This is a genomic window from Alteromonas sp. ALT199 (assembly GCF_018619335.1).
In the GTDB taxonomy this organism is placed as follows: domain Bacteria; phylum Pseudomonadota; class Gammaproteobacteria; order Enterobacterales; family Alteromonadaceae; genus Alteromonas.
Genome location: NZ_JAHHDX010000155.1, coordinates 41,132 through 60,165 on the forward strand (window position 1 = coordinate 41,132; position 19,034 = coordinate 60,165).

At 43.6% G+C, this 19,034-nt stretch carries 17 protein-coding genes; 13 read left to right on the plus strand and 4 right to left on the minus strand.

Translation table 11 applies throughout. The annotated features are described in order from the left end of the window. Positions 1-161: 161 nt before the first annotated feature. Complete coding sequence (locus KL866_RS17720) at positions 162-446, minus strand: DUF6471 domain-containing protein (RefSeq protein WP_025255934.1); 285 nt, start codon at positions 444-446, stop codon at positions 162-164. A 291-nt stretch (positions 447-737) separates the two neighbouring features. On the opposite strand from KL866_RS17720, the gene KL866_RS17725 reads away from it, so the two are divergent. The 12 genes from KL866_RS17725 to KL866_RS17780 all read left to right on the plus strand — a co-directional run bounded on the left by KL866_RS17725 (position 738) and on the right by KL866_RS17780 (position 12,838). Then, positions 738-1,127, plus strand: coding sequence for a DUF2170 family protein (locus tag KL866_RS17725; protein ID WP_118493217.1), 390 nt, complete (start codon positions 738-740; stop codon positions 1,125-1,127). Between the two features lie 24 nt (positions 1,128-1,151). Beyond that, positions 1,152-1,832 carry a PspA/IM30 family protein gene (locus KL866_RS17730; RefSeq protein ID WP_025255936.1) on the plus strand — a complete coding sequence of 227 codons (681 nt, stop codon included), beginning with the start codon at positions 1,152-1,154 and terminating at the stop codon, positions 1,830-1,832. Positions 1,833-1,979: 147 nt separating this feature from the next. After that, the gene (locus tag KL866_RS17735) at positions 1,980-3,035 is read left to right on the plus strand and encodes a potassium channel family protein (RefSeq protein ID WP_025255937.1); all 1,056 of its coding nucleotides are present in this window, start codon (positions 1,980-1,982) and stop codon (positions 3,033-3,035) included. An 11-nt stretch (positions 3,036-3,046) separates the two neighbouring features. Beyond that, complete coding sequence (locus KL866_RS17740; RefSeq protein ID WP_214996261.1) at positions 3,047-3,691, plus strand: YjfK family protein; 645 nt, start codon at positions 3,047-3,049, stop codon at positions 3,689-3,691. A gap of 17 nt (positions 3,692-3,708) precedes the next feature. Then, entirely contained in the window at positions 3,709-4,125 is a 417-nt protein-coding gene (locus tag KL866_RS17745; protein ID WP_214996263.1) for a DUF350 domain-containing protein, read from the plus strand. A 10-nt stretch (positions 4,126-4,135) separates the two neighbouring features. Then, entirely contained in the window at positions 4,136-4,804 is a 669-nt protein-coding gene (locus KL866_RS17750) for a DUF1190 family protein (protein ID WP_025255940.1), read from the plus strand. Positions 4,805-4,806: 2 nt separating this feature from the next. Beyond that, positions 4,807-5,973: a glutathionylspermidine synthase family protein gene (locus tag KL866_RS17755; protein WP_214996265.1), complete on the plus strand. Its 1,167-nt coding sequence runs from the start codon at positions 4,807-4,809 to the stop codon at positions 5,971-5,973. Between the two features lie 20 nt (positions 5,974-5,993). Then, complete coding sequence (locus KL866_RS17760) at positions 5,994-6,533, plus strand: rhomboid family intramembrane serine protease (protein WP_118493205.1); 540 nt, start codon at positions 5,994-5,996, stop codon at positions 6,531-6,533. A gap of 46 nt (positions 6,534-6,579) precedes the next feature. Continuing rightward, positions 6,580-7,281 (plus strand): VC0807 family protein, encoded by a 702-nt coding sequence (locus KL866_RS17765; RefSeq protein WP_025255943.1) that lies wholly within the window; start codon positions 6,580-6,582, stop codon positions 7,279-7,281. A gap of 356 nt (positions 7,282-7,637) precedes the next feature. Continuing rightward, positions 7,638-8,384, plus strand: a complete 747-nt coding sequence (locus tag KL866_RS17770; RefSeq protein WP_025255944.1) for an ABC transporter ATP-binding protein — start codon at positions 7,638-7,640, stop codon at positions 8,382-8,384. Positions 8,385-8,432: 48 nt separating this feature from the next. Continuing rightward, a complete protein-coding gene (locus tag KL866_RS17775) occupies positions 8,433-11,405 on the plus strand; it encodes an ABC transporter permease (protein ID WP_214996267.1) in 2,973 nt (990 codons plus the stop codon). A gap of 140 nt (positions 11,406-11,545) precedes the next feature. Continuing rightward, positions 11,546-12,838: a lipocalin-like domain-containing protein gene (locus tag KL866_RS17780; protein WP_251140145.1), complete on the plus strand. Its 1,293-nt coding sequence runs from the start codon at positions 11,546-11,548 to the stop codon at positions 12,836-12,838. 41 nt (positions 12,839-12,879) lie between these two features. Here the strand turns inward: KL866_RS17780 and glsB are convergent, their stop codons facing one another. The 3 genes from glsB to KL866_RS17795 all read right to left on the minus strand — a co-directional run bounded on the left by glsB (position 12,880) and on the right by KL866_RS17795 (position 16,638). Further along, complete coding sequence (gene glsB, locus KL866_RS17785; RefSeq protein ID WP_025255947.1) at positions 12,880-13,788, minus strand: glutaminase B; 909 nt, start codon at positions 13,786-13,788, stop codon at positions 12,880-12,882. A 176-nt stretch (positions 13,789-13,964) separates the two neighbouring features. Further along, entirely contained in the window at positions 13,965-15,443 is a 1,479-nt protein-coding gene (locus KL866_RS17790; protein WP_214996269.1) for an alkaline phosphatase, read from the minus strand. Between the two features lie 235 nt (positions 15,444-15,678). Continuing rightward, positions 15,679-16,638: a chemotaxis protein CheV gene (locus KL866_RS17795; protein WP_214996272.1), complete on the minus strand. Its 960-nt coding sequence runs from the start codon at positions 16,636-16,638 to the stop codon at positions 15,679-15,681. A gap of 596 nt (positions 16,639-17,234) precedes the next feature. Here KL866_RS17795 and KL866_RS17800 point away from each other — a divergent pair. Beyond that, on the plus strand, positions 17,235-18,830 hold the full coding sequence (locus KL866_RS17800; RefSeq protein ID WP_025255950.1) for an isocitrate lyase: 1,596 nt from the start codon (positions 17,235-17,237) through the stop codon (positions 18,828-18,830). Positions 18,831-19,034 lie beyond the last annotated feature (204 nt).

The following is a 19,034-nucleotide window of genomic DNA, read 5'->3' on the forward strand; positions in this document are numbered from 1 at the left end:
AATACCTACTTATCGCTCAAAATACGCACTAGTTGATTTTAGTACTAGCGAGCATATGCTTAAACGATTAATATCCGCTCCAGATAGTGATGATGTTCTCCCATAACATTCCTTATCGTTCGTACCCGGCATTTGCTGGGTACTTTTTTATCTGCCCTATTCTACTCTTTCGACGCACTAAGATCAGTTAAGATTTCTTCTAAAAGCGCAGCATCTAACGGTCGAGCTTTAAGCACGTATAAAATCTGAAGCAATAAATCGGCCCCCATAATACCTTTATTCACTTTATTTCTTAAATTGTCAGCGCTTTGATCCACGCCAATTTCTTCAAGCCTTTGGCTTAGCGCTTGATATTTTACGCCGCGCACAGACATTTCAGATTTAACGACTCTTGCAACCGTTTGTCGCCATGCATTCTTTGCACTCTGCGTATTTCCTGTGTTCACACAGCCTCCAAAAACCACACAAATGTGATGTATATTTTACAAAAACACACTTTTTTACACTTATAGCATGCATTTAATGTTGACGATTATGGCACAACAGGTCTACACTGCAAGTCAAGATATTGGCGAAGACGTAAATAGTCGTTACAGTAACTGCGGTTGTTCTTTTAGTAATGCAAGGTTTAGGTTTTGTGTTTCAACACCGATTTAAGCTAAGCAATGCGTCACAAAGCACCACGTTTACGACATTCGTTTTCAACATTGTCGCTTTAATAACTAAAGGAGAAAGGTATGAGCTGGGAACTGGAAAGCATCGAAGCCTTATTTAAAGAGCACGATGACTTTGTGGTAACACATGAGGAAAACTGCTTACTTATTGCTAATCAAGATGGCATTGATGCATGGCTTGCTATTAGCGGAGAGCAAATCTTAGTAGAGAGTCTCTTGTTTGCTGCATCGGAAGTAAAAGATAAGCCAGCGCTTGACCATGAAATACTATCTACCCATATGGTGTTTCCTCTTACTACGGTAGGTATTTCAAATATTGGTGGCGAAGAATATTACACCGCCTTTGGCGCACTAAGTGCTCAGTCGAAAGCCGAAAGTATTGTTATTGAAGTTGAAACCTTGTTTCAGAATGTTGCATCGTTCTTAGATGCCTACGAAACACACCTTAACTAAAATTTACTTCTTAAGGAGAAGCGAATGTCAGTGTGGAAAAAACTAATTACTGCAGTAAAAGGTGGTGCTACCGAAGCTGCGCAGTCTGTTGCAGACAGTCAGGCAATTCGAATTTTGGAACAAGAAATTAGAGAAGCCAAAGAAGAGCTACGCAAGTCTGATCATGCACGAACGCAGATTTTGGCGAAATGTAAACTTTCTCAACAGAAAGTAGATAGCTTTAACTCGTCAATAGCCGAGTACGAAGAGCATGCGCGTAAAGCGATAGATAACGATCGACAGCTTGCTCTTGACTGTGCTCAGAAAGTGTCAGAGTTGAAAGAAGAACGTGAGCAAGAGCAAACCTACCTTGATCAGTTCAAACAGTCTGAAAAGCAGTTGGCTAATAATATTCAGCAAGCTAAAGCGAATTTACGTCGCTTAGAACAGCAAGTGGATATGGTTAAAGCTACTGAAAGTGTTCAAAAAGCGCAGGTTGCAGTATCTTCACGCCACATGGGCGCGAACAGCAAAATGAAGACAGCTACTGAGTCTTTGTCTCGCATTCAGGATAAGCAAAAGATGCGCAACGCAGAACTTCAAGCAGCTGAGGAACTAGCTGGCGAAGAGTCGAGCAGCGACTTAGAAAAACGCCTATCTGAAGCAGGCATCAAAGGGGGTAAAACCTCGGCCGATGACGAGCTGGCGCGAATTCTAGGCAAGTAAGTTAAAAAATGGGAGCCAACGGCTCCCATTTTTAATTCTTGTTACAAAAATTTTCTGCATAAGTTGCCAGATGACAACAACCTAACCTAGACAAATCAAGCACTTCAAGGCAGAGTAAGGGCACGCATAACAAGGGCTGTTTGTTTTATGTCTCCATGGATTAAACTGCGAAAAGTCATGCTGCAATACTTTGCAGAATCTCGCTGGTACACCATTGTTGGTGCCACCGCTTTTTACGCAGTAACAAGCTATTGGCTTCTTTACGCTACAGGTGAACACGACTTAATTGCTAAAACCGACTTTATCTATTGGTTGGCGGTCACTGCCTCAACGGTGGGTTATGGCGACCTGTCTCCTGCCACATCAGCAGGAAAATTAGTTGTTGCGCTTTATGTCATACCGCTTGGTTTGAGTATTTTCGCCATGGTGATTGGTCGAATCGCAGCTTGGGTTTCATTAACGTGGAAGAAAGGATTGTTAGGTATGAATAGCTTGATGCTAAATGAACACATCTTGGTAATAGGATGGAATGAGCAGCGCACCATGATGCTGCTTGATTTAATTCTTCAAGAGCGTGATGCCATGTCCGAACGCCCAGACATTGTGCTTTGCGTAAAAGCTGATATTACCAACCCCATGCCTGGCGTCATTGAGTTTGTAAAAGTAGATTCGTTCAACAAAGACGAAGATATGGACCGCGCGTGTGTAGCTAGTGCTAAAACCATTCTTATCGATAACCCGCAAGATGATGTCACCATGACTACCGCGCTATATTGTACTAAGCGCAATCCTGATGCACATCAAGTGGCCTATTTCGACGATGACAGCTTAGTTAATTTGCTTCAGGACCACTGCCCTAAAGTGGAATGCACGCCCAGTGTGGCAATCGAAATGCTGGTTAAAGCGGCATTTGATCCAGGCTCAAGCATGCTTCATCACGATTTGCTAAGTATTGATGAAGGACAAGCACAATTTTCAGTAAAAATACCGCAAAGTTGCCAAGCGATTTCCGTTGCCAAATTATTTATCAATTTAAAGCGTAAACACGATGCCATCTTTATCGGTTATGCGCCCAACGGCCTTGTTAAAGAAATGGTGGTAAACCCGCCGTTAGACGCTACGTTAAACCCAGGTGACACCTTGTTTTATATTGCTGAGCGACGCATTAACGCAATAAACTGGTCCTCACTGGACGCTGATTAAGAGGCGTAAACATGTTTAGTAAACTATTTAAAAAATCAGAACCTAAAAAACCTAAGTCGCCAGAGATAATGGGACTTTATTTAGGTGGTTCTTTCGAGTTAGATAACTTAAAGCTTTCGTTATTGGAGCCAGAACTGACCATTGAAGGCGCAGCACGTTCTCAGTTAATTCAAGCGGTAGGTGAAGCCCCCTTGGATACTGGCGGCACACTGCTTCGTTTTTATACTGACGATGATGGCTTTCTACAGGTGGTCACCGATGGCGGACTATCAGAGAACCACATCACTGATGTTAAGCTTTGGCACTTTTATGAGACAAAAACCATTGGCAATACCGCACAGTGGAATGAATGTTTAAAGAGCGTAATCAGTCAGCCTACCTACGAGCTTGAGGGCAAGGTTTACACCCGTGTATGGGGAGCTGTGGGCGACGAATCACCGCCAGTTGCGGTAACCGAAACGACCTACGAAGAAGATGGTGATGTCAGTAAAACAGATCAGTTTATGATGTTATACGAACGCCCCATCAGTAACGACAGAGTTGAGACCTTGCTTGTTGTCGGTGAAGAAAAACAAGTGGGTAATAATTTAGACAGATGCTTAGTGATTTCAACGGGGTTCGATGTTGAGCCTGCGGACATCACAATAAACGGTTAATAAAAAAAGGAATAACTATGGATACCATCATGCACTCTTTGGCCGGCCTGGATAACTTTGCGCTGTACTTTGGCCTATCGATTGTTTTCTTGTTTATCTTCAAATTAGTGTACGCCTTGGTCACCCCTCACGATGAATGGAAGCTGGTAAAAGAAGAAAAAAATGCAGCAGCAGCCATCGGCTTTGGCGGTGCTATTATCGGTTTTGCGATAGCTCTTGGCAGCGCAGCCTCAAACTCTGTTGCCGTGGTGGATTTTGCTATCTGGGCGCTTGTTGCTGTTATTGCTCAATCTCTTGCGTTTGCCATATTGCGTTTCAGCTTTATGCCCAAAATCGCGGAGCGTATTAATAATAACGAAGTCTCTGCAGGTGTTATGCTTGCCAGCATGTCTATTGCCGTAGGCTTACTAAACGCCGCTTGCATGACCTATTAAGGGGGCAGCAATGACTGATAAAAGTAACCTAGAACGTCAAATTGTTGATAACCAGCAAAGTGAGCGGCCAGTTATGAAGCGCACTAAGCACATTAACCTAAACCGTATGCGTAAAGGTTTTAATGTTAAGCCTTTAGCGTTAGGCGTGGCTAGCGTCATCCTTAGTGGTTGTGGTGGTGAAAAAGAAGATGCCACTATTTACACGTCGCTAGAAGATTGTAAGCAAGACTACCCAGATGCGGTAGAACGCTGTGAAGCTGCCTATCAAACGGCGGTGGATGAAGCTATGCGCACCAGTCCACGCTTTAATTCTGAATACGACTGTGAGCACGAGTTTGGCCCTAATCAGTGCCAATACGTAAATAACAGTGGCAGCAGCTTTTTCATGCCGTTCATGGCAGGCTATATGGTGAGTTCTCTGCTTTCACCAAGTCGATACTACTCACAACCCTTATATACCTCCTATTCATACAATTCACCGTTTCGTTCACGCTGGATAACCGCAGACGGTTATGTCTTCGATGGCGATATTCGAAAAAGAAATTACCGCGTAAACAAAAGCGTTTATAAACCAAAACCGACGGTGAACCGCACTATGAAACGGGGCGGCTTTGGCAGCAGTGTGCGCGCTAAGTCATCTTGGGGTAGCAGTAGCCGTAAAGGCGGCTGGGGCGGATAAGAATGTTTAGAATGCCTTGCCAGCCTCGTAAGGGCTGGCAGCAGTTGGCCAATGAGTTTGGTTTCCATTTTCACACTATGTACGGCGAGCCGTACTGGGATGAAAGTGCTTACTACCAATTCACACTAGCACAAATTGAAAACGACATTGAAGACCCCACTGCCGAATTACATCAAATGTGCTTGGCGGTTACCGAAGATGTGGTTAATAGTGAACAATTACTTACTCGCTTTTGCATCCCCGAGCAGCATTGGGATTTAGTACGTAATAGCTGGAACGAAAGAGCCCCAAGTTTGTACTCTCGCCTTGACCTTGTTTACAACGGTAAAGGTCCGGCAAAACTTCTTGAAAACAATGCAGATACACCCACCAGCCTGTATGAATCCGGTTTTTGGCAATGGCTGTGGCTTTCACAAAATGTTGATGCAGGCAAACTTGCTCTGCATGCCGACCAGTTTAACAGCTTGCAAGAAAAGTTAGTTCATCGCTTTCGTGAAATTGCGCTGCACTACAATATAAACCAACTACATATGGCGTGCTGCAAAAATACTGTTGAAGACCGCGGAACCGTGCAATACCTTCAAGACTGCGCCAAAGAAGCTGGGCTTATGGCTGACTTTGTGTTTATCGAAGATATTGGGCTGGCAGACACCGGTGTTTTTACTGACCTTAAAGATGCCCCTATTACTGATTGTTTTAAGCTTTACCCTTGGGAATTTATGCTGCGCGAAGAGTTTGGCGACGTATTAGAAGACGCCAAAGTAAATTGGTTAGAGCCCGCGTGGAAATCAATTATTTCAAATAAAGCGCTGCTTCCCCAGCTTTGGAAAAAATTTAAAGGTCACCCTAACCTACTTCCCGCTTATTTTTCAGACGAAATAAATGCAAATAGCCTGTCCGGCAAGTGGATTAAAAAGCCCCTCTTTTCTAGAGAGGGAGCCAACGTATCGATTATCGAAGGTGGTGTTGAGAGCATTTTAAGTGACGGACCTTATGGTGAAGAAGGTTTTATTGTTCAAGCTTTTGAACCATTGCCTGTTTTTGAGGGTAATCATACACTTATAGGTAGTTGGTTAGTAGACGACATGCCAGCGGGTATTTCGGTTAGAGAAGATGCCTCTGCCATCACCCAAGATCTTTCTCGCTACCTTCCCCATATTATTTTGTAATCTATCTAAGGGGCCTTTATATGAAGCCGCTTTCATTTCAAATTCGCGTACTGCTAACGTTAGGTGCACTATTAATTGTAATAGAGGTGGCTAACTTACTCACTGGCAATGCGCTTAATCAGTTTGGTGTAGTGCCTCGTACCCTATCTACTTTGCCCTATATATTTACAGCCCCTTTCCTTCATGGCACGCCGACACACTTGATGGCAAACTTAGTGCCTCTTTTGCTGTTTATGTGGCTTACTATGCAATGGGGAAAACGTACGTTTCTCATCGCAACGCTTAGTGCACTCCTTATAGGTGGCATAGGCGTATGGCTGTTTGGCAGAACCGCTACGCATATTGGCGCAAGCGGTATGGTATATGGCTATTTCGGCTTTCTCGTACTGGCTGGCTTTAGAAGTAATAAAGTGCGGTATTTGCTCATATCACTGGTAGTAGCTGCACTGTACGGCGGAATGTTAGTTGGTGTACTTCCCACGTCGAAATTTATTTCCTTTGAATATCATTTATTTGGCTTTATTGGTGGCTTATTTGCCGCATGGCACTGGGCACGCTAATTACTTTCCGTATAATTAGCCTTAAGATAAGACGTTATTAAAAGATATGTCAGCAGTACAAGAACCTACTCAAAAGAATCAAGGCTTTTTCGGCAACCTCGCGTTTAACATTGTTATTCCTGTGGTGTTGATGAGCTATGCAAGTTCAGAAGATTACCTAGGGCCAGCATGGAGTATCGTAGCTGCACTCAGCTTCCCTATTGGTTACGGTCTATGGGACCTAAAAGAATCAGGAAAGGTAAACGGCTTTTCTATTCTCGGGATTATCAGCGTGTTGCTTACCGGCGGGTTTAGCTTACTTAAACTGCCAGCAGAGTACATTGCGATTAAAGAAGCGGCCATACCGGGCATTATCGGTATAGCGGTGTTAGTGACCCAATACACTAACAAGCCTTTGGTGAAAATGCTTATTTTGAACGACCAGATCATTAACTGGCCCCACCTCAATCAGGTATTAGATGCCAAAGGAAAGCAGCCAGAGTTTAAAAAGAAAGTGGCGGTAAGTTCTTATATTGTCGCGAGCTCCTTTTTTCTCTCTTCGGCGCTTAATTATATTTTGGCAAAAATGATATTGGTTAGTGAGCCCGGTACTACTGCGTACACTGAAGAGTTGGGTCGAATGACAGCGCTTAGCTACCCGGTCATTGTTATCCCAAGCATGATTTTGCTTATTGCCGCGCTTTGGTATTTATTTGCACAAATTAAAAAAATTACTGGCGAAGAACTCGATAACTTTATTAACCAGTAACGATACAAACTAGAAGGGGCTTACAGCCCCTTCTTAATTTCCAGTTCAAAGCCCCTGCCCCATGGCGTAAGTTAAGCCAACTTCTGGTATCACGAACCACCTAGAACAATAGAACATTGAATTTCCCTCCCGTTTTTTTAACCAAAAATCGCGCACTTTACGTATACTCTCAGAAAGAAAAACAATTAATTTTATTAGCGTGTATGGGCATTTAGTATATTTTAGCTGCGAGAGCCTGAAATTCGACCTACTCTTTGCCCTATGATTATTGACGCCACAATTAGGCCCATATTTTTACGCTATAACGCTGAGCCTTTAATCCTGAACCTTTAATCCTGAACCTTTAATCCTGAGCTATGCTGACAATAAAAGACTTAAAGAAATCCTTTTCAAAGACAGGGGTTGAGCTCATAAACAACCTCAGCCTTACCGTAAAGACAGGTGAATCGGTGAGTATTCAGGGGGCATCTGGCTGCGGCAAGTCTACCTTGCTGTCGCTTATTGCTGGGTTTGAGACTCCCGACGGCGGAGACATTGCGGTAAACGGGTTGTCGATTGCTGGCTATAGCAAGCTCGATAACACGTCTAAAGCGAGGGATATCGATAATTTTCGCAAGCAACATTTAGGTATTGTGTTTCAAAGCTTTAACTTGTTCGACTGTTTTAACGTATGGGACAACATTGCCTTTACCGCAAGGCTAAAGGGTAACGTGGATAAAGACTATCAATTAGCGTTAATGGATGAACTTGGAATACTACCCTTAGCGCAAAAGCCGCTAAGCCAGTTATCAGGTGGCGAACAGCAGCGCTGTGCCATAGCCCGAGCGCTCGTGCATCGACCCTCGCTTATTTTAGCCGACGAACCCACCGGCAATTTAGACGAGACCACCAGCGAAACCGTATCTGACTTACTTTTTCAAACCTGCAAGCAAGCCAATACATCCCTTGTTGTGGTTACTCATAGTCAAGACGTTGCGATAAAAGCGGATTCTGTTTTGCGTCTTCATAAAGGCGTATTGGAAGATGCGAAGCCCGAAAGTATGACTAATGCTCCTGCTTCACAACAGATATCGGCAGACGAGCTTAATGGCGGTGATGTTTAACGATATGGGTATTTTTAAAAACACACCCCTCGAGAAAGAGAAAACGCTTTGCTGCGTACTTCACTGCTAAGCCTTTCTAGTTTTCTCGCGATGGCGAGACATAGACCGTGGGAACCATTACTCATTATGGTCGCAATAGTTTTGGCCAATGCCGGGCTTGTTACTGTTTTGCTGATAAACGAGGGCGCAACTCAGGGCGAATTATTGCAGTCAAAGCAAGGTATTTTTACAGGGAGTATCATCACCCCTGTCGAAAGCAAAACTCAGATTGAACAAGATAAAGGCACGCAAGGCAGTGTTAAACATAAACACTCTTCACATGAGCACTCTGCACAAGAGCAAGTTTCACATGAGTACTTCAAACGTGAGCGCTTTACAAAGGAAGATTATGCCACCCTCCGCAGACATGGCTTTATCCAACTTATTGCTATATCTGAGCGCAGTATTACTCTTTTCTGCAGTGATAATGAAGAAACACCAATTACACTCAATTTGCTTGGTGTTGATACACAGCCGCTCTTAGGTAGTGCATTTCGAGCAGAAGATAAATTCTTTTCTCTCACCTCTCTTTCATTAGGAAATGGTAACAAAGGAAGTAAAACGGCCTCTAATGCTCGGGTATTACGTGCCAATTCTCCAGACACTTTTTACGCAAATGGCTTAATTCACCCTGTTACAAATGCAAAACTAACTTGTCACGATACGCTAAATGAAAGCGATAAAGAGTCGACATCATCACCCTACTGGCCGGCAACGCTTAATACTTATGTGAGTAGTCTAGTACAGCAAGATACAATCGTGAGCTCTATCGACGACTTTTACAGAGGTGGGATCAGCCTTACTAACAATGAAGATGATAAAATATCCGACCCTAACGACATTGTAAAACAGCAAAAAAGTTTTGTGCCGCTTACCGGCTTAGTCTCTCTTTCACCGCTTTCAGAGCAGAGCCTTGGAAAAATAGAAAGGTTACTTGGATTCCCCGTTAAACAATCAATCAGCGACAGGGGCAATGATACCGGCTCCTTGCCAGACAGCTTTAGATTAAACCTGTGGGCAATGAGCGCGCTTATGGGCGTAGTTTCACTCTTTATAGTGCTGAACGCGCTAAACTTGATGTATCGCACACGTTTACCTAACGTAATTCGGTTACGACAACTGGGCATATCAAAACGTGTATTAGGTGGGGCACTCTTTGTTGAGCTGCTGATTTACTGCGTAATTAGTATTCCAATAGGCATGTTTATTGGTTTTCAAGCTGCATCGACATTATCGCCGGTAATAAGCGGTACCTTCACATCTTTGTTTAACGCCGTATTTATTAATCCTGACGTAAACCTGCTTTTTGTTTTCGGTTTTGCGCTAGTTACGACCTTTACATCGTTAGTCGTTTTTTCTTTAGCTTCCATAGCTAAGCTTTCAAATGCGCTAACCGTTCACCCTGTTAGAAAAGAAAAGGCGATGCTTGCACGGGTTGTTGGCTTTGTATCATTAGCCGCCGTGGTCCTGCTATTTATTGCTGAAGCCTTTGTTACCTCTACGGCGTCTGCACTAACCTTTGTTGCATTGTTACTACTTACCAGCTGCGTACTTGTACTTTTGTGGTTGCCTATTATAGCTAAACTACTAACTACATTTGTACCAAGGCAATGGCCTGTATTTCATTACGTGATTGCTAATATGCATCTACTGTCTAGTAAAACACGCCTTGCTGTGTGCGCATTCTTTATCGCGCTAACGGCAAATATCGGCATGAATACCATGACCGACAGCTTCAGAAGCGCAACGGAACAATGGTTAGAACAAAGGCTGTACGCGCCTTTCTACCTATACACAGACGTGCCGCTGAGTAATGTGGAGTCGCTAACAACCAACTCATTATCTCCATTGGCTGTAACACCTTTGCTTAAAGCTGATGGCGAAGTTTTGAGTTTAAACGGCATAGAAGAGACAGAGGAAGTAACCCCAAAACCTACTTACATTTCTATTAGCAGCTATCCTGTTCACCAAAAAGGTAAAGAGGGACTGGTCCTCGACAGTGTAATAAATAACAATCTAAGTACCGCTTGGCGGGCGTTTACGGAAGGGAAAGGGGTATTTATTAATCAGCAATTAGCCTTCGCGCTTAAGGCTGAATTAGGCGACATGCTTAATGTAGCTAATATAAGGTTTCGTAAAGGGATAAGTGGGAGTAGCTCTAGCTCTAGCTCTAGCTCTAGCGCTACCTATCCAACAAATTCAGCAACCGATAATACCGCAGGAGCGAACGCCAGCAACTCGTCAAGCAGCTCTTCAAATACGAGTATTTTCTCAACACGGCCTGAATGGAAAGTACTTGGTATATACCCCGACTATGGCAACCTAAATGGGCAGATATTAGCGCCACTCCCTTTATTCAACAAACAAAGCGTTGCAGTTAGAAACAACCTATTTTCCGGCGTATTGGCCATATACCCCAAGCCAGACGGCTACCAAGGGCGCACGGCGAGTAGCGAAGTTACCTTCACAAAAGAAACCCTCGAACAACAGCTAAAACCTCACCTTGGAGATGAAGCCGACATAACCCTGTATAGCAGGCAGGCGCTCTTAAATATCTCTATGGACACGTTCGATCACACCTTTGTGTTGACCGACGGCCTGAATATTACAACCTTGCTTGTTGCAGGTATTGCCTTTGCCGTGTCTCTTACCGTTTTGACTATAGGCAGTTCAGCGCAATTGTCTGTGCTAAGAGCACTGGGGGTGAGCCAGTTTAAAGTTAAACTTTCGCTGTTTATGCAATATCTATTACTTTGCTTTGTTTCAGCATTGCTCGCCATTCCCTTTGGCATTTACTTAGCTTACGTCTTTATAAATTTAGTCAATCGTTACGCATTTAACTGGGTGTACCCTCTTTCAATTGAAGTAAACGTCATTCTGTCTAGTGTGGGGGTATCTCTACTTATCGTTTCACTGGTGCTTTTGCTACCTCTAGGAAAACTCAAACCTAAAATTGATTTAAGACAGGAAGTGCAGCTATGACGAACATAGGTACATGCAATAGTCTCCAACCCCATAGGCACTTAAGAAAATTAAGCTGTTTGTTGTTTATACTTATTTGTTCATTCCTGTCTGCTTGTAATGATAACTCGAATATAGAAGAGGTAAATAAAAGCAGAGAATTGTCAAAAGCTTCTACACCACGTGGTTTCTTTGGCGAGATGCAATCGAGCGATACATTTACTACAGTAGAAAGAAGCACGTATGTTGAGCTTCCTGAAGACCATAAAAGCCATCCGGACTTTCAATTAGAGTGGTGGTACCTAACCTTTGTATTAAGTGGCGAAGACGGTCAGGAATTCGGATTGCAGTATACGCTTTTTCGATTCAATACTGATACAGCCTCCGGTAAAAGTACTGATGAGCCAGTCGTGCGAAATTGGGCTAACGGACAACAATGGATGGGGCACGCCTCACTGCACACTTTAAATCATCACTATTTTGAAGAGCGATTTGCGAATGGCGGCGTAGGCAACGCTTACGTAAAACCAACCCCCTTTACTACGGTTATAGATGATTGGGTATGGAAGGCTGCACAGACTGAGCCAGAATCAAAATCCACGGAAGATAGTAGAGCCATGTTTCCTTCCACGTTGACCTTTGCTTTTGGTCAACGACATACTCGCGATACAAACCAGCCATCTAATGTAACCTTTAAGTCCACTGAAGGCGCGTTACCTAGAAATGGTGTAACTCAAAACGGTGCTGTCAATAGAGCTTCACCTGCAGATACGCAGTTGAACAATGAAGTAACACCAATGAATAAAGCCGTTAAGGTTGCGCTTAACTTAGACTCTTCGGGCCCTTTTATAAAGCAAGGCGATAATGGCTATAGCAAAAAAACGCAAGACGAACGGCTTCGCTCTTACTATTACAGCCAGCCCTTTATTAACGCCCAGGGCACAATAAACATAGAAGGCAATAACGTGCAGGTTAAAGGTAAAGGCTGGTTTGATCACGAATGGACAAGCCATTTGGCCAACAGCGAGGCACTGGGCTGGGATTGGTTTTCACTACATTTAAACGATGGAAGCAAACTCATGGCGTTTCGGATGCACGCTAATAATGAAAGCCAAGAAAAGAGCGAAACTCAGAACTCTGAAATATTCACCACGGCCAGCTATACATCTCAAAATGGAATGAAAGAGACCATCGAACAAGCCTACGTAACTATTACGCCAACAGGCTATGAGTTAATTCAAAAAGGAAGCAAACAAGGAGGCGAACACGGAAGCGCAGCCCGTTCCGTTCCCACGTCTTGGCGCATTCAATTACCGACAAAAAATATCGATGTTTCCGTTAGCGCGTTTAAAGAAAAACAGTGGAATGAAAGTTTATTTCCCTACTATGAGGGACGAGTTGAGATAGACGGCTCCCACTCGGGGAGCGGCTTTATGGAATTAACTGGGTACTAACGGCCTGCTGACCTTTAATGTACAGCAAAGATCAAAAAGCCCTAATAAATAGACCAGTTAATGCGCTCACTTAGCGAGGTTAATGCTGCAACACCTAGCTGAGAATTCCCTACACTATTAAGAGCAGGAGAAAACACGCAAATAGTGAATCGACCAGGTACTACGGCAACAATACCGCCGCCTACCCCACTTTTACCCGGAAGGCCTACTTTAAAAGCAAAGCTGCCTGCTTCGTCATACATGCCGCTAGTCGCAAGCAAGGCATTAACCTGCTTAGTTTGGTAGGGTGTTAATACCTGCTCATTTGCGCAGGTTGAAAAACCTGCATTAGCTAAAAAGCTTGTAGACCGTGCTAAGTCTTCACAGCTCATTTCTAATGCACAGTTGTGAAAGTAATTGCGAAGCACATCTTCCACGTCGTTTTCAAAATTGCCGTAGGCTTTCATCAAGTATGCCATCGCTGCATTACGAGAACGGTGTTCAAATTCCGAATCAGCGACTTCTTTATTAACTACGATTTCACCATTGCAGCTTAAGCGCCTTACAAAATCTCTCATGGCAATAAAAGGTGATGCAAAGCGCGATTGCACCATATCACTTACCACCAGTGCGCCTGCGTTAATAAAAGGGTTACGCGGAATACCGTGTTCGTATTCTAACTGCACTAAGGAGTTAAACGGCAGCCCAGATGGCTCACACCCTACCCGCTCCCACATGGTTTCACCATAATGGTTGATAGACAAAACCAAGTTAAAAACTTTTGAGATACTTTGTATAGAAAAGGGCACGCTAGCGTCACCAATAGACGTGATGTGCCCGTTGATATCACAAATGGAAATGCCAAACTGACGAGGATTCACCGTGGCTAACGCGGGGATATAGTCTGCGACTTTGCCCATGCCAAGCATAGGCTCGACTTCGTCATAAATATCCTGCAGTAACGATAGCATTTCGCTTTCCATTCTCTCGTTTGACCTCTTTTTTGCTAGTATCTTTTTTGTAAATAAAAGAAAAGCGCCTGTTAAAAAACGCCGGCGCTTCCATTTTAGTTAAGCTCTATAGGCTAAGTGTTGCTTCAAAAAACCGCTTTGCTACACAAGCCTTAGCCTGCCCATCTACCCGACGTTTAGTTACAGCGCCAGTCTTCTTTGAAGTCACATAAGCCGTCGTCATCTTCGTCTGACGTAAGCTCAATATTGGTCGTCACCTTTCTTGATACTTCATTTGCATCATTATCGATTTCTGTTGGCTGTTTTTTATCAATAAAACTGAAAATGGTTTTAGCAATATCGGTATTGTCAATTTGCCCCAGAAACGACTGATAGCCAGCACCAAAAGCAAACACTTCAACATCTACACCAGTATGACCGCCTGTAGTCCAACCTGTATTTGTTTTTGAATCTAAGAAGGTTTTCAACGCCATAAAGCGCGTTTTATCATCTTGATTCGATACACTATTGAGCGTAGCTAGCTCTTCTTCACTTAACGATAGCCCAAGCTTCTGCGACACATACTCACCAGGGTTTTCTTCATTAGCCATATCTAGCGCTATTGTCATCACCGACGCTGAAATTGATTTTAAATGTTCAGGGCTCCAGCGATAATCGCCGTTTGCACCAATTGTTAAACCGCCGGTGCTATGGTCGGCAGTTAGTACAACCAGTGTGTCGGGGTTTGCTTTTACATAGTCGCGCAGATATTCCATGGTTAACGCTAGGTCGTGCATTTCAGCCATCGCAGAGGCGATATCATTTGCGTGACCGGCCCAATCTACTTGACTTGCTTCAACTAAAAGGAAGAAACCATTGTCGTTTTCTAAGTGCTTGATAGCATGTTGAGTTAAGTACTCAAGACGGTTTTTACGCTTGTCATCAAGTACCGCAGGCAACGCTACAGGAGCAAACAGACCAAGCACATTGCTTCCTGCTGGTACTGAAGCTAAGCGATTATATGAATCGGCGTATTCATAGCCAGCATCAATAAATTGCGCCAGAATATCTCTATCATCGCGCTCGAAGTAAGAGGTTCCTCCACCTAGCATTACGTCTGCCACAAACTCGCCGTTTGCGCGCACGTCAAAGAAATCCTCAGCAATTTCGTTGTAGTTCTTGCGGCTTTCATTATGTGCAATGTATGAAGCTGGTGTGGCATGAACAATTTGAGATGTAACGGCCAAACCAGTACGCATACCTTTGCTCTTGGCATGGTACATTACTGAGTTTACCGGCTGTTTATTAACATCCACACCTATTGCACCGTTGTATGATTTAACGCCAGTAGCAAGCGCAGTTGCAGCAGCAGCTGAATCGGTAACATAACCAGATACGCGAGCGGGGTAAGTCGACGCGTTACCCACTAAAATGTCGTCAAACACGACCGACTCTATTTTCGGGGTTGACGGGTCATCTACATAATTGCGATAGGCGGTGGTGTAGGCTGGACCCATACCGTCGGCAACAACCATAATGATATTTTTCGGCACACCTTTAATCTGGCTACCATTTACGCTTGCTGTTTCGGTCTTAGATTCAGTGATACCACAGCCCGCAAGTACAGCAATAGACGCACAACTTAGTAGTGAGGTGCGAACAAATTGTTTAATCATTTAAACTTCCCTGAGTAAGTAAAGATACCTGCTGGCCTTATTAGCCGCAGATACTGCAAAATCGATACTATCGCGAATGATTCTTTGGTGATCATAAAGGTATTAGCAAAGCGATAAGAAGTAATAGTGTAAATCAGGCAAGCAAGATGCTCAAAGCTTTTGGGTAAAATAAGCTAGCTATGAGGTGACCGTATGAGTACCTCTTTAAGTTTGGATATTTTTAAGAAGGAAAAGTCTATTTGGTTTGAGAAGCGAGGTATTCACGCATGCGCTGCTGCGCCACGTCTACAAGCATATCAGGCTGGAATTTCGAGATAAATCTATTACACCCCACTTTTTCTACCATGGCATCGTTAAAGCTCCCACTCAATGAGGTGTTTAACGCTATGAACAGATCGCTCATACGCGGGTCGTTACGTACCTCCGAGGTAAGCCGATAACCGTCCATTTCCGGCATCTCTGCATCGGTGAACATAAGCAAGATTTCATCGGTAGGGTTTTTCCCTTCATCAGCCCACTGTTTAAGTAGTGCTAAAGCCTCTGCACCGTTCTTTCGCTCAATAATGCTGATACCTAACTGCTCTAAGGTGTCTTTTATTTGTTTTCTTGCCGTGCTGGAATCATCAACTATCAACACTTTCTTACCCAAAAAGTGATTAACAATACCCTTGTCTAACACTTCCTCAGAGATGGATGTATCGTAGTCGATGATTTCCGCGAGCACTTTTTCGACATCAATTATCTCAACCAGCTCTTGTTTACCCTCAACATTCACCTGAGTTATGGCGGTTAAATAGTTAGATTTACCAATTCCGCTTGGGGGCGGCTGTATGGTCCCCCAGGAAGTATTTACTATGCTTCTAACTTCGCCAATAATAAAACCCTGCACACTTCTATTGTATTCAGTGATAATAACGTTTTTCGCTGTTTCTTCTGTGGCAGCACCACGCATTTTTATCGCCTGACGCAAGTCTATAATCGGAATGGAGCTGCCGCGGTAGTTCATCACACCTTTAAGATTATTGTGGGAGCCGGGCATAACGTTAAGCTTAGGAACGTTTATAACCTCTTTGATTTTAAAAACGTTCATGGCAAAAATGTGGCGGGTTCCCAGCTGAAACATCAAAAGCTCTAGCCTGTTTTCTCCAACAAGCTTGGTTCTCTGATCAACCGACGACAATACACTGTTACTCATAACACCCACTTTTTTCATTCTAGAATCAACAATTTAAAGGCGATTTGATATCTAAAAAAACAAATAGTCCCACTGTGATAATATAAGACTAAAGTTACCTTGCTCATCCCCACAAAGCTATTACCCTTTTAGCTAATAGACAGCGAAAAAACTGACGTAAGTAGTGCGTTATTAATAAAAAGCATCTTCGCAATGAAAACAAATCTTGCGAATTTATTGCTACTAATATCGGCTGTCTAACTCCGCGGCTCTTTCAATCACACCAGACCACGCTAAGGTTTAGCTTTGTAAATAGTAGTTTAAATATAGACGAACAATGCTAAACATGCCTCACTCACTCAAATTTGAGTATCCTACCTCTATGCCCTTTCACGGGTGAATATCTAAGTACCTGCCGCCATAAATTATCAACGTTTTAAACAAATGCATTCTAGCTCAGCGACACGATGCATTCACAAAATAAATGACCGTAATGCAAAATATATATTTCTATTATTCTCATTCCGGCACTAGGATGAAATGGAATCAACGGGAACGCCCTACAGCGTAAACATAAACAACGTTAAGTATTTTAATTATAGTCGGGAGAGACGCTCATGTCGCAATATCAACAAGACATTGATAACTTCGCCACATTAAAGGCAGCACAAAACGGAGCTTGGGAAGGTATCAACCCTGAATTCGCTGCTCGTATGAAGGTTCAAAACCGTTTTAAAACGGGTTTAGACATTGCTCGCTACACAGCAAGCATCATGCGCAAAGACATGGCTGAATACGACGCAGATTCGTCTCAGTACACTCAGTCTCTAGGCTGTTGGCATGGCTTCGTAGGCCAACAAAAAATGCTTTCAGTTAAAAAGCATCAAGGCACAACAAATAAAAGTTACCTTTACCTTTCAGGCTGGATGGTAGCAGCATTACGCTCTGAATTTGGTCCTCTTCCTGACCAATCTATGCACGAGAAAACATCAGTTTCTGCACTTATTGAAGAGCTTTACACTTTTCTTCGCCAAGCAGATGCGCGTGAATTGGGCGACCTTTTCCACAAACTAGACGACGCTCAGAAAAATGGCGGGGATGTGGCTGCTATTCAAGCAGAAATCGACAACTACGAAACTCACGTAGTTCCAATTATCGCGGATATCGATGCAGGCTTTGGTAACGAAGAAGCTACTTACCTACTTGCAAAGCAAATGATTGAAGCGGGTGCATGCTGTATCCAAATCGAAAACCAAGTATCAGATGCAAAACAATGTGGTCACCAAGACGGTAAAGTAACCGTGCCACACGAAGACTTCCTAGCGAAGATCAACGCTGTACGCTACGCATTCCTTGAACTGGGTGTTGATGAAGGTGTAATTGTTGCCCGTACTGATTCATTAGGTGCTGGTCTTACTCAAAAGATCCCTGTATCTACATCAGAAGGCGACTTAGCAGCACAATATAACGCATTCCTTAAAACCACAGATGTTGCGGGTGCAGGCGACCTAGCTGAGGGTGACTTGGTATTGAAGCAAGGTGGCAAGCTGGTTAAGCCAGAGCGCTTACCAAACGGTTTGTTCCGCTTTAAAGACAACACCGGCTTTGACCGCGTAGTACTAGACTGTGTAACGTCACTTAAGCACGGTGCTGACCTGCTTTGGATTGAGACAGAAAAGCCTCACGTTGGTCAAATCGCTGAAATGGTTAACGCTATTCGCGAGCAAGTACCAAACGCCAAGCTAGTATATAACAACTCTCCTTCGTTTAACTGGACGCTTAATTTCCGTCAGCAAGTATTTGATACTTGGTCAGAAGAAGGTAAAGACGTTTCTAGTTACGACCGTGCCAAACTTATGTCCGCTGACTATGATGACAGCGAGCTTGCGGCAGTGGCAGATGAGAAGATTAAGAGTTTCCAGGCTGATGCAGCACGTGAAGCAGGTATCTTCCACCACCTCATCACGCTACCTACCTATCACACTGCAGCCCTGTCTACTGACAACCTTGCAAAAGGTTACTTCGGTGAAGAAGGCATGCTTGCTTATGTACGCGGTGTTCAGCGTCAGGAAATTCGCCAAGGCTTAGCGTGTGTTAAACACCAAGCGATGGCAGGTTCTGATTTAGGTGACACGCACAAAGAGTACTTCTCTGGTGAAGGTGCACTTAAAGCGTCTGGTGATGATAACACCATGAACCAGTTTGACGTATAACGCGAACAGGCAATGAGTTAAACGGAAAGCATCCCAACCTTTCCTACAGGGCACCTTCGGGTGTCCTTTTTTGTACACGTCATTCACTGCATTTATGCCTTTTAGAAAAAATAAAAAAAGCCATGTTTTCACAAAACTCATAAAAACGCTGCATACTATATAATTTTCAATAGCTTACAGGTATAAAAACGAACAGTTTAAGAC

Excerpts from the sequence above, each read along its gene's own strand:
- KL866_RS17725 (WP_118493217.1), top strand. The coding sequence starts at position 738 with ATGAGCTGGGAACTGGAAAGCATCGAAGCCTTATTTAAAGAGCACGAT.
- KL866_RS17730 (WP_025255936.1), top strand. The coding sequence starts at position 1,152 with ATGTCAGTGTGGAAAAAACTAATTACTGCAGTAAAAGGTGGTGCTACC.
- KL866_RS17735 (WP_025255937.1), top strand. The coding sequence starts at position 1,980 with ATGTCTCCATGGATTAAACTGCGAAAAGTCATGCTGCAATACTTTGCA.
- KL866_RS17740 (WP_214996261.1), top strand. The coding sequence starts at position 3,047 with ATGTTTAGTAAACTATTTAAAAAATCAGAACCTAAAAAACCTAAGTCG.
- KL866_RS17745 (WP_214996263.1), top strand. The coding sequence starts at position 3,709 with ATGGATACCATCATGCACTCTTTGGCCGGCCTGGATAACTTTGCGCTG.
- KL866_RS17750 (WP_025255940.1), top strand. The coding sequence starts at position 4,136 with ATGACTGATAAAAGTAACCTAGAACGTCAAATTGTTGATAACCAGCAA.
- KL866_RS17755 (WP_214996265.1), top strand. The coding sequence starts at position 4,807 with ATGTTTAGAATGCCTTGCCAGCCTCGTAAGGGCTGGCAGCAGTTGGCC.
- KL866_RS17760 (WP_118493205.1), top strand. The coding sequence starts at position 5,994 with ATGAAGCCGCTTTCATTTCAAATTCGCGTACTGCTAACGTTAGGTGCA.
- KL866_RS17765 (WP_025255943.1), top strand. The coding sequence starts at position 6,580 with ATGTCAGCAGTACAAGAACCTACTCAAAAGAATCAAGGCTTTTTCGGC.
- KL866_RS17770 (WP_025255944.1), top strand. The coding sequence starts at position 7,638 with ATGCTGACAATAAAAGACTTAAAGAAATCCTTTTCAAAGACAGGGGTT.
- glsB (WP_025255947.1), bottom strand. The coding sequence starts at position 13,788 with ATGCTATCGTTACTGCAGGATATTTATGACGAAGTCGAGCCTATGCTT.
- KL866_RS17790 (WP_214996269.1), bottom strand. The coding sequence starts at position 15,443 with ATGATTAAACAATTTGTTCGCACCTCACTACTAAGTTGTGCGTCTATT.
- KL866_RS17795 (WP_214996272.1), bottom strand. The coding sequence starts at position 16,638 with ATGAGTAACAGTGTATTGTCGTCGGTTGATCAGAGAACCAAGCTTGTT.
- KL866_RS17800 (WP_025255950.1), top strand. The coding sequence starts at position 17,235 with ATGTCGCAATATCAACAAGACATTGATAACTTCGCCACATTAAAGGCA.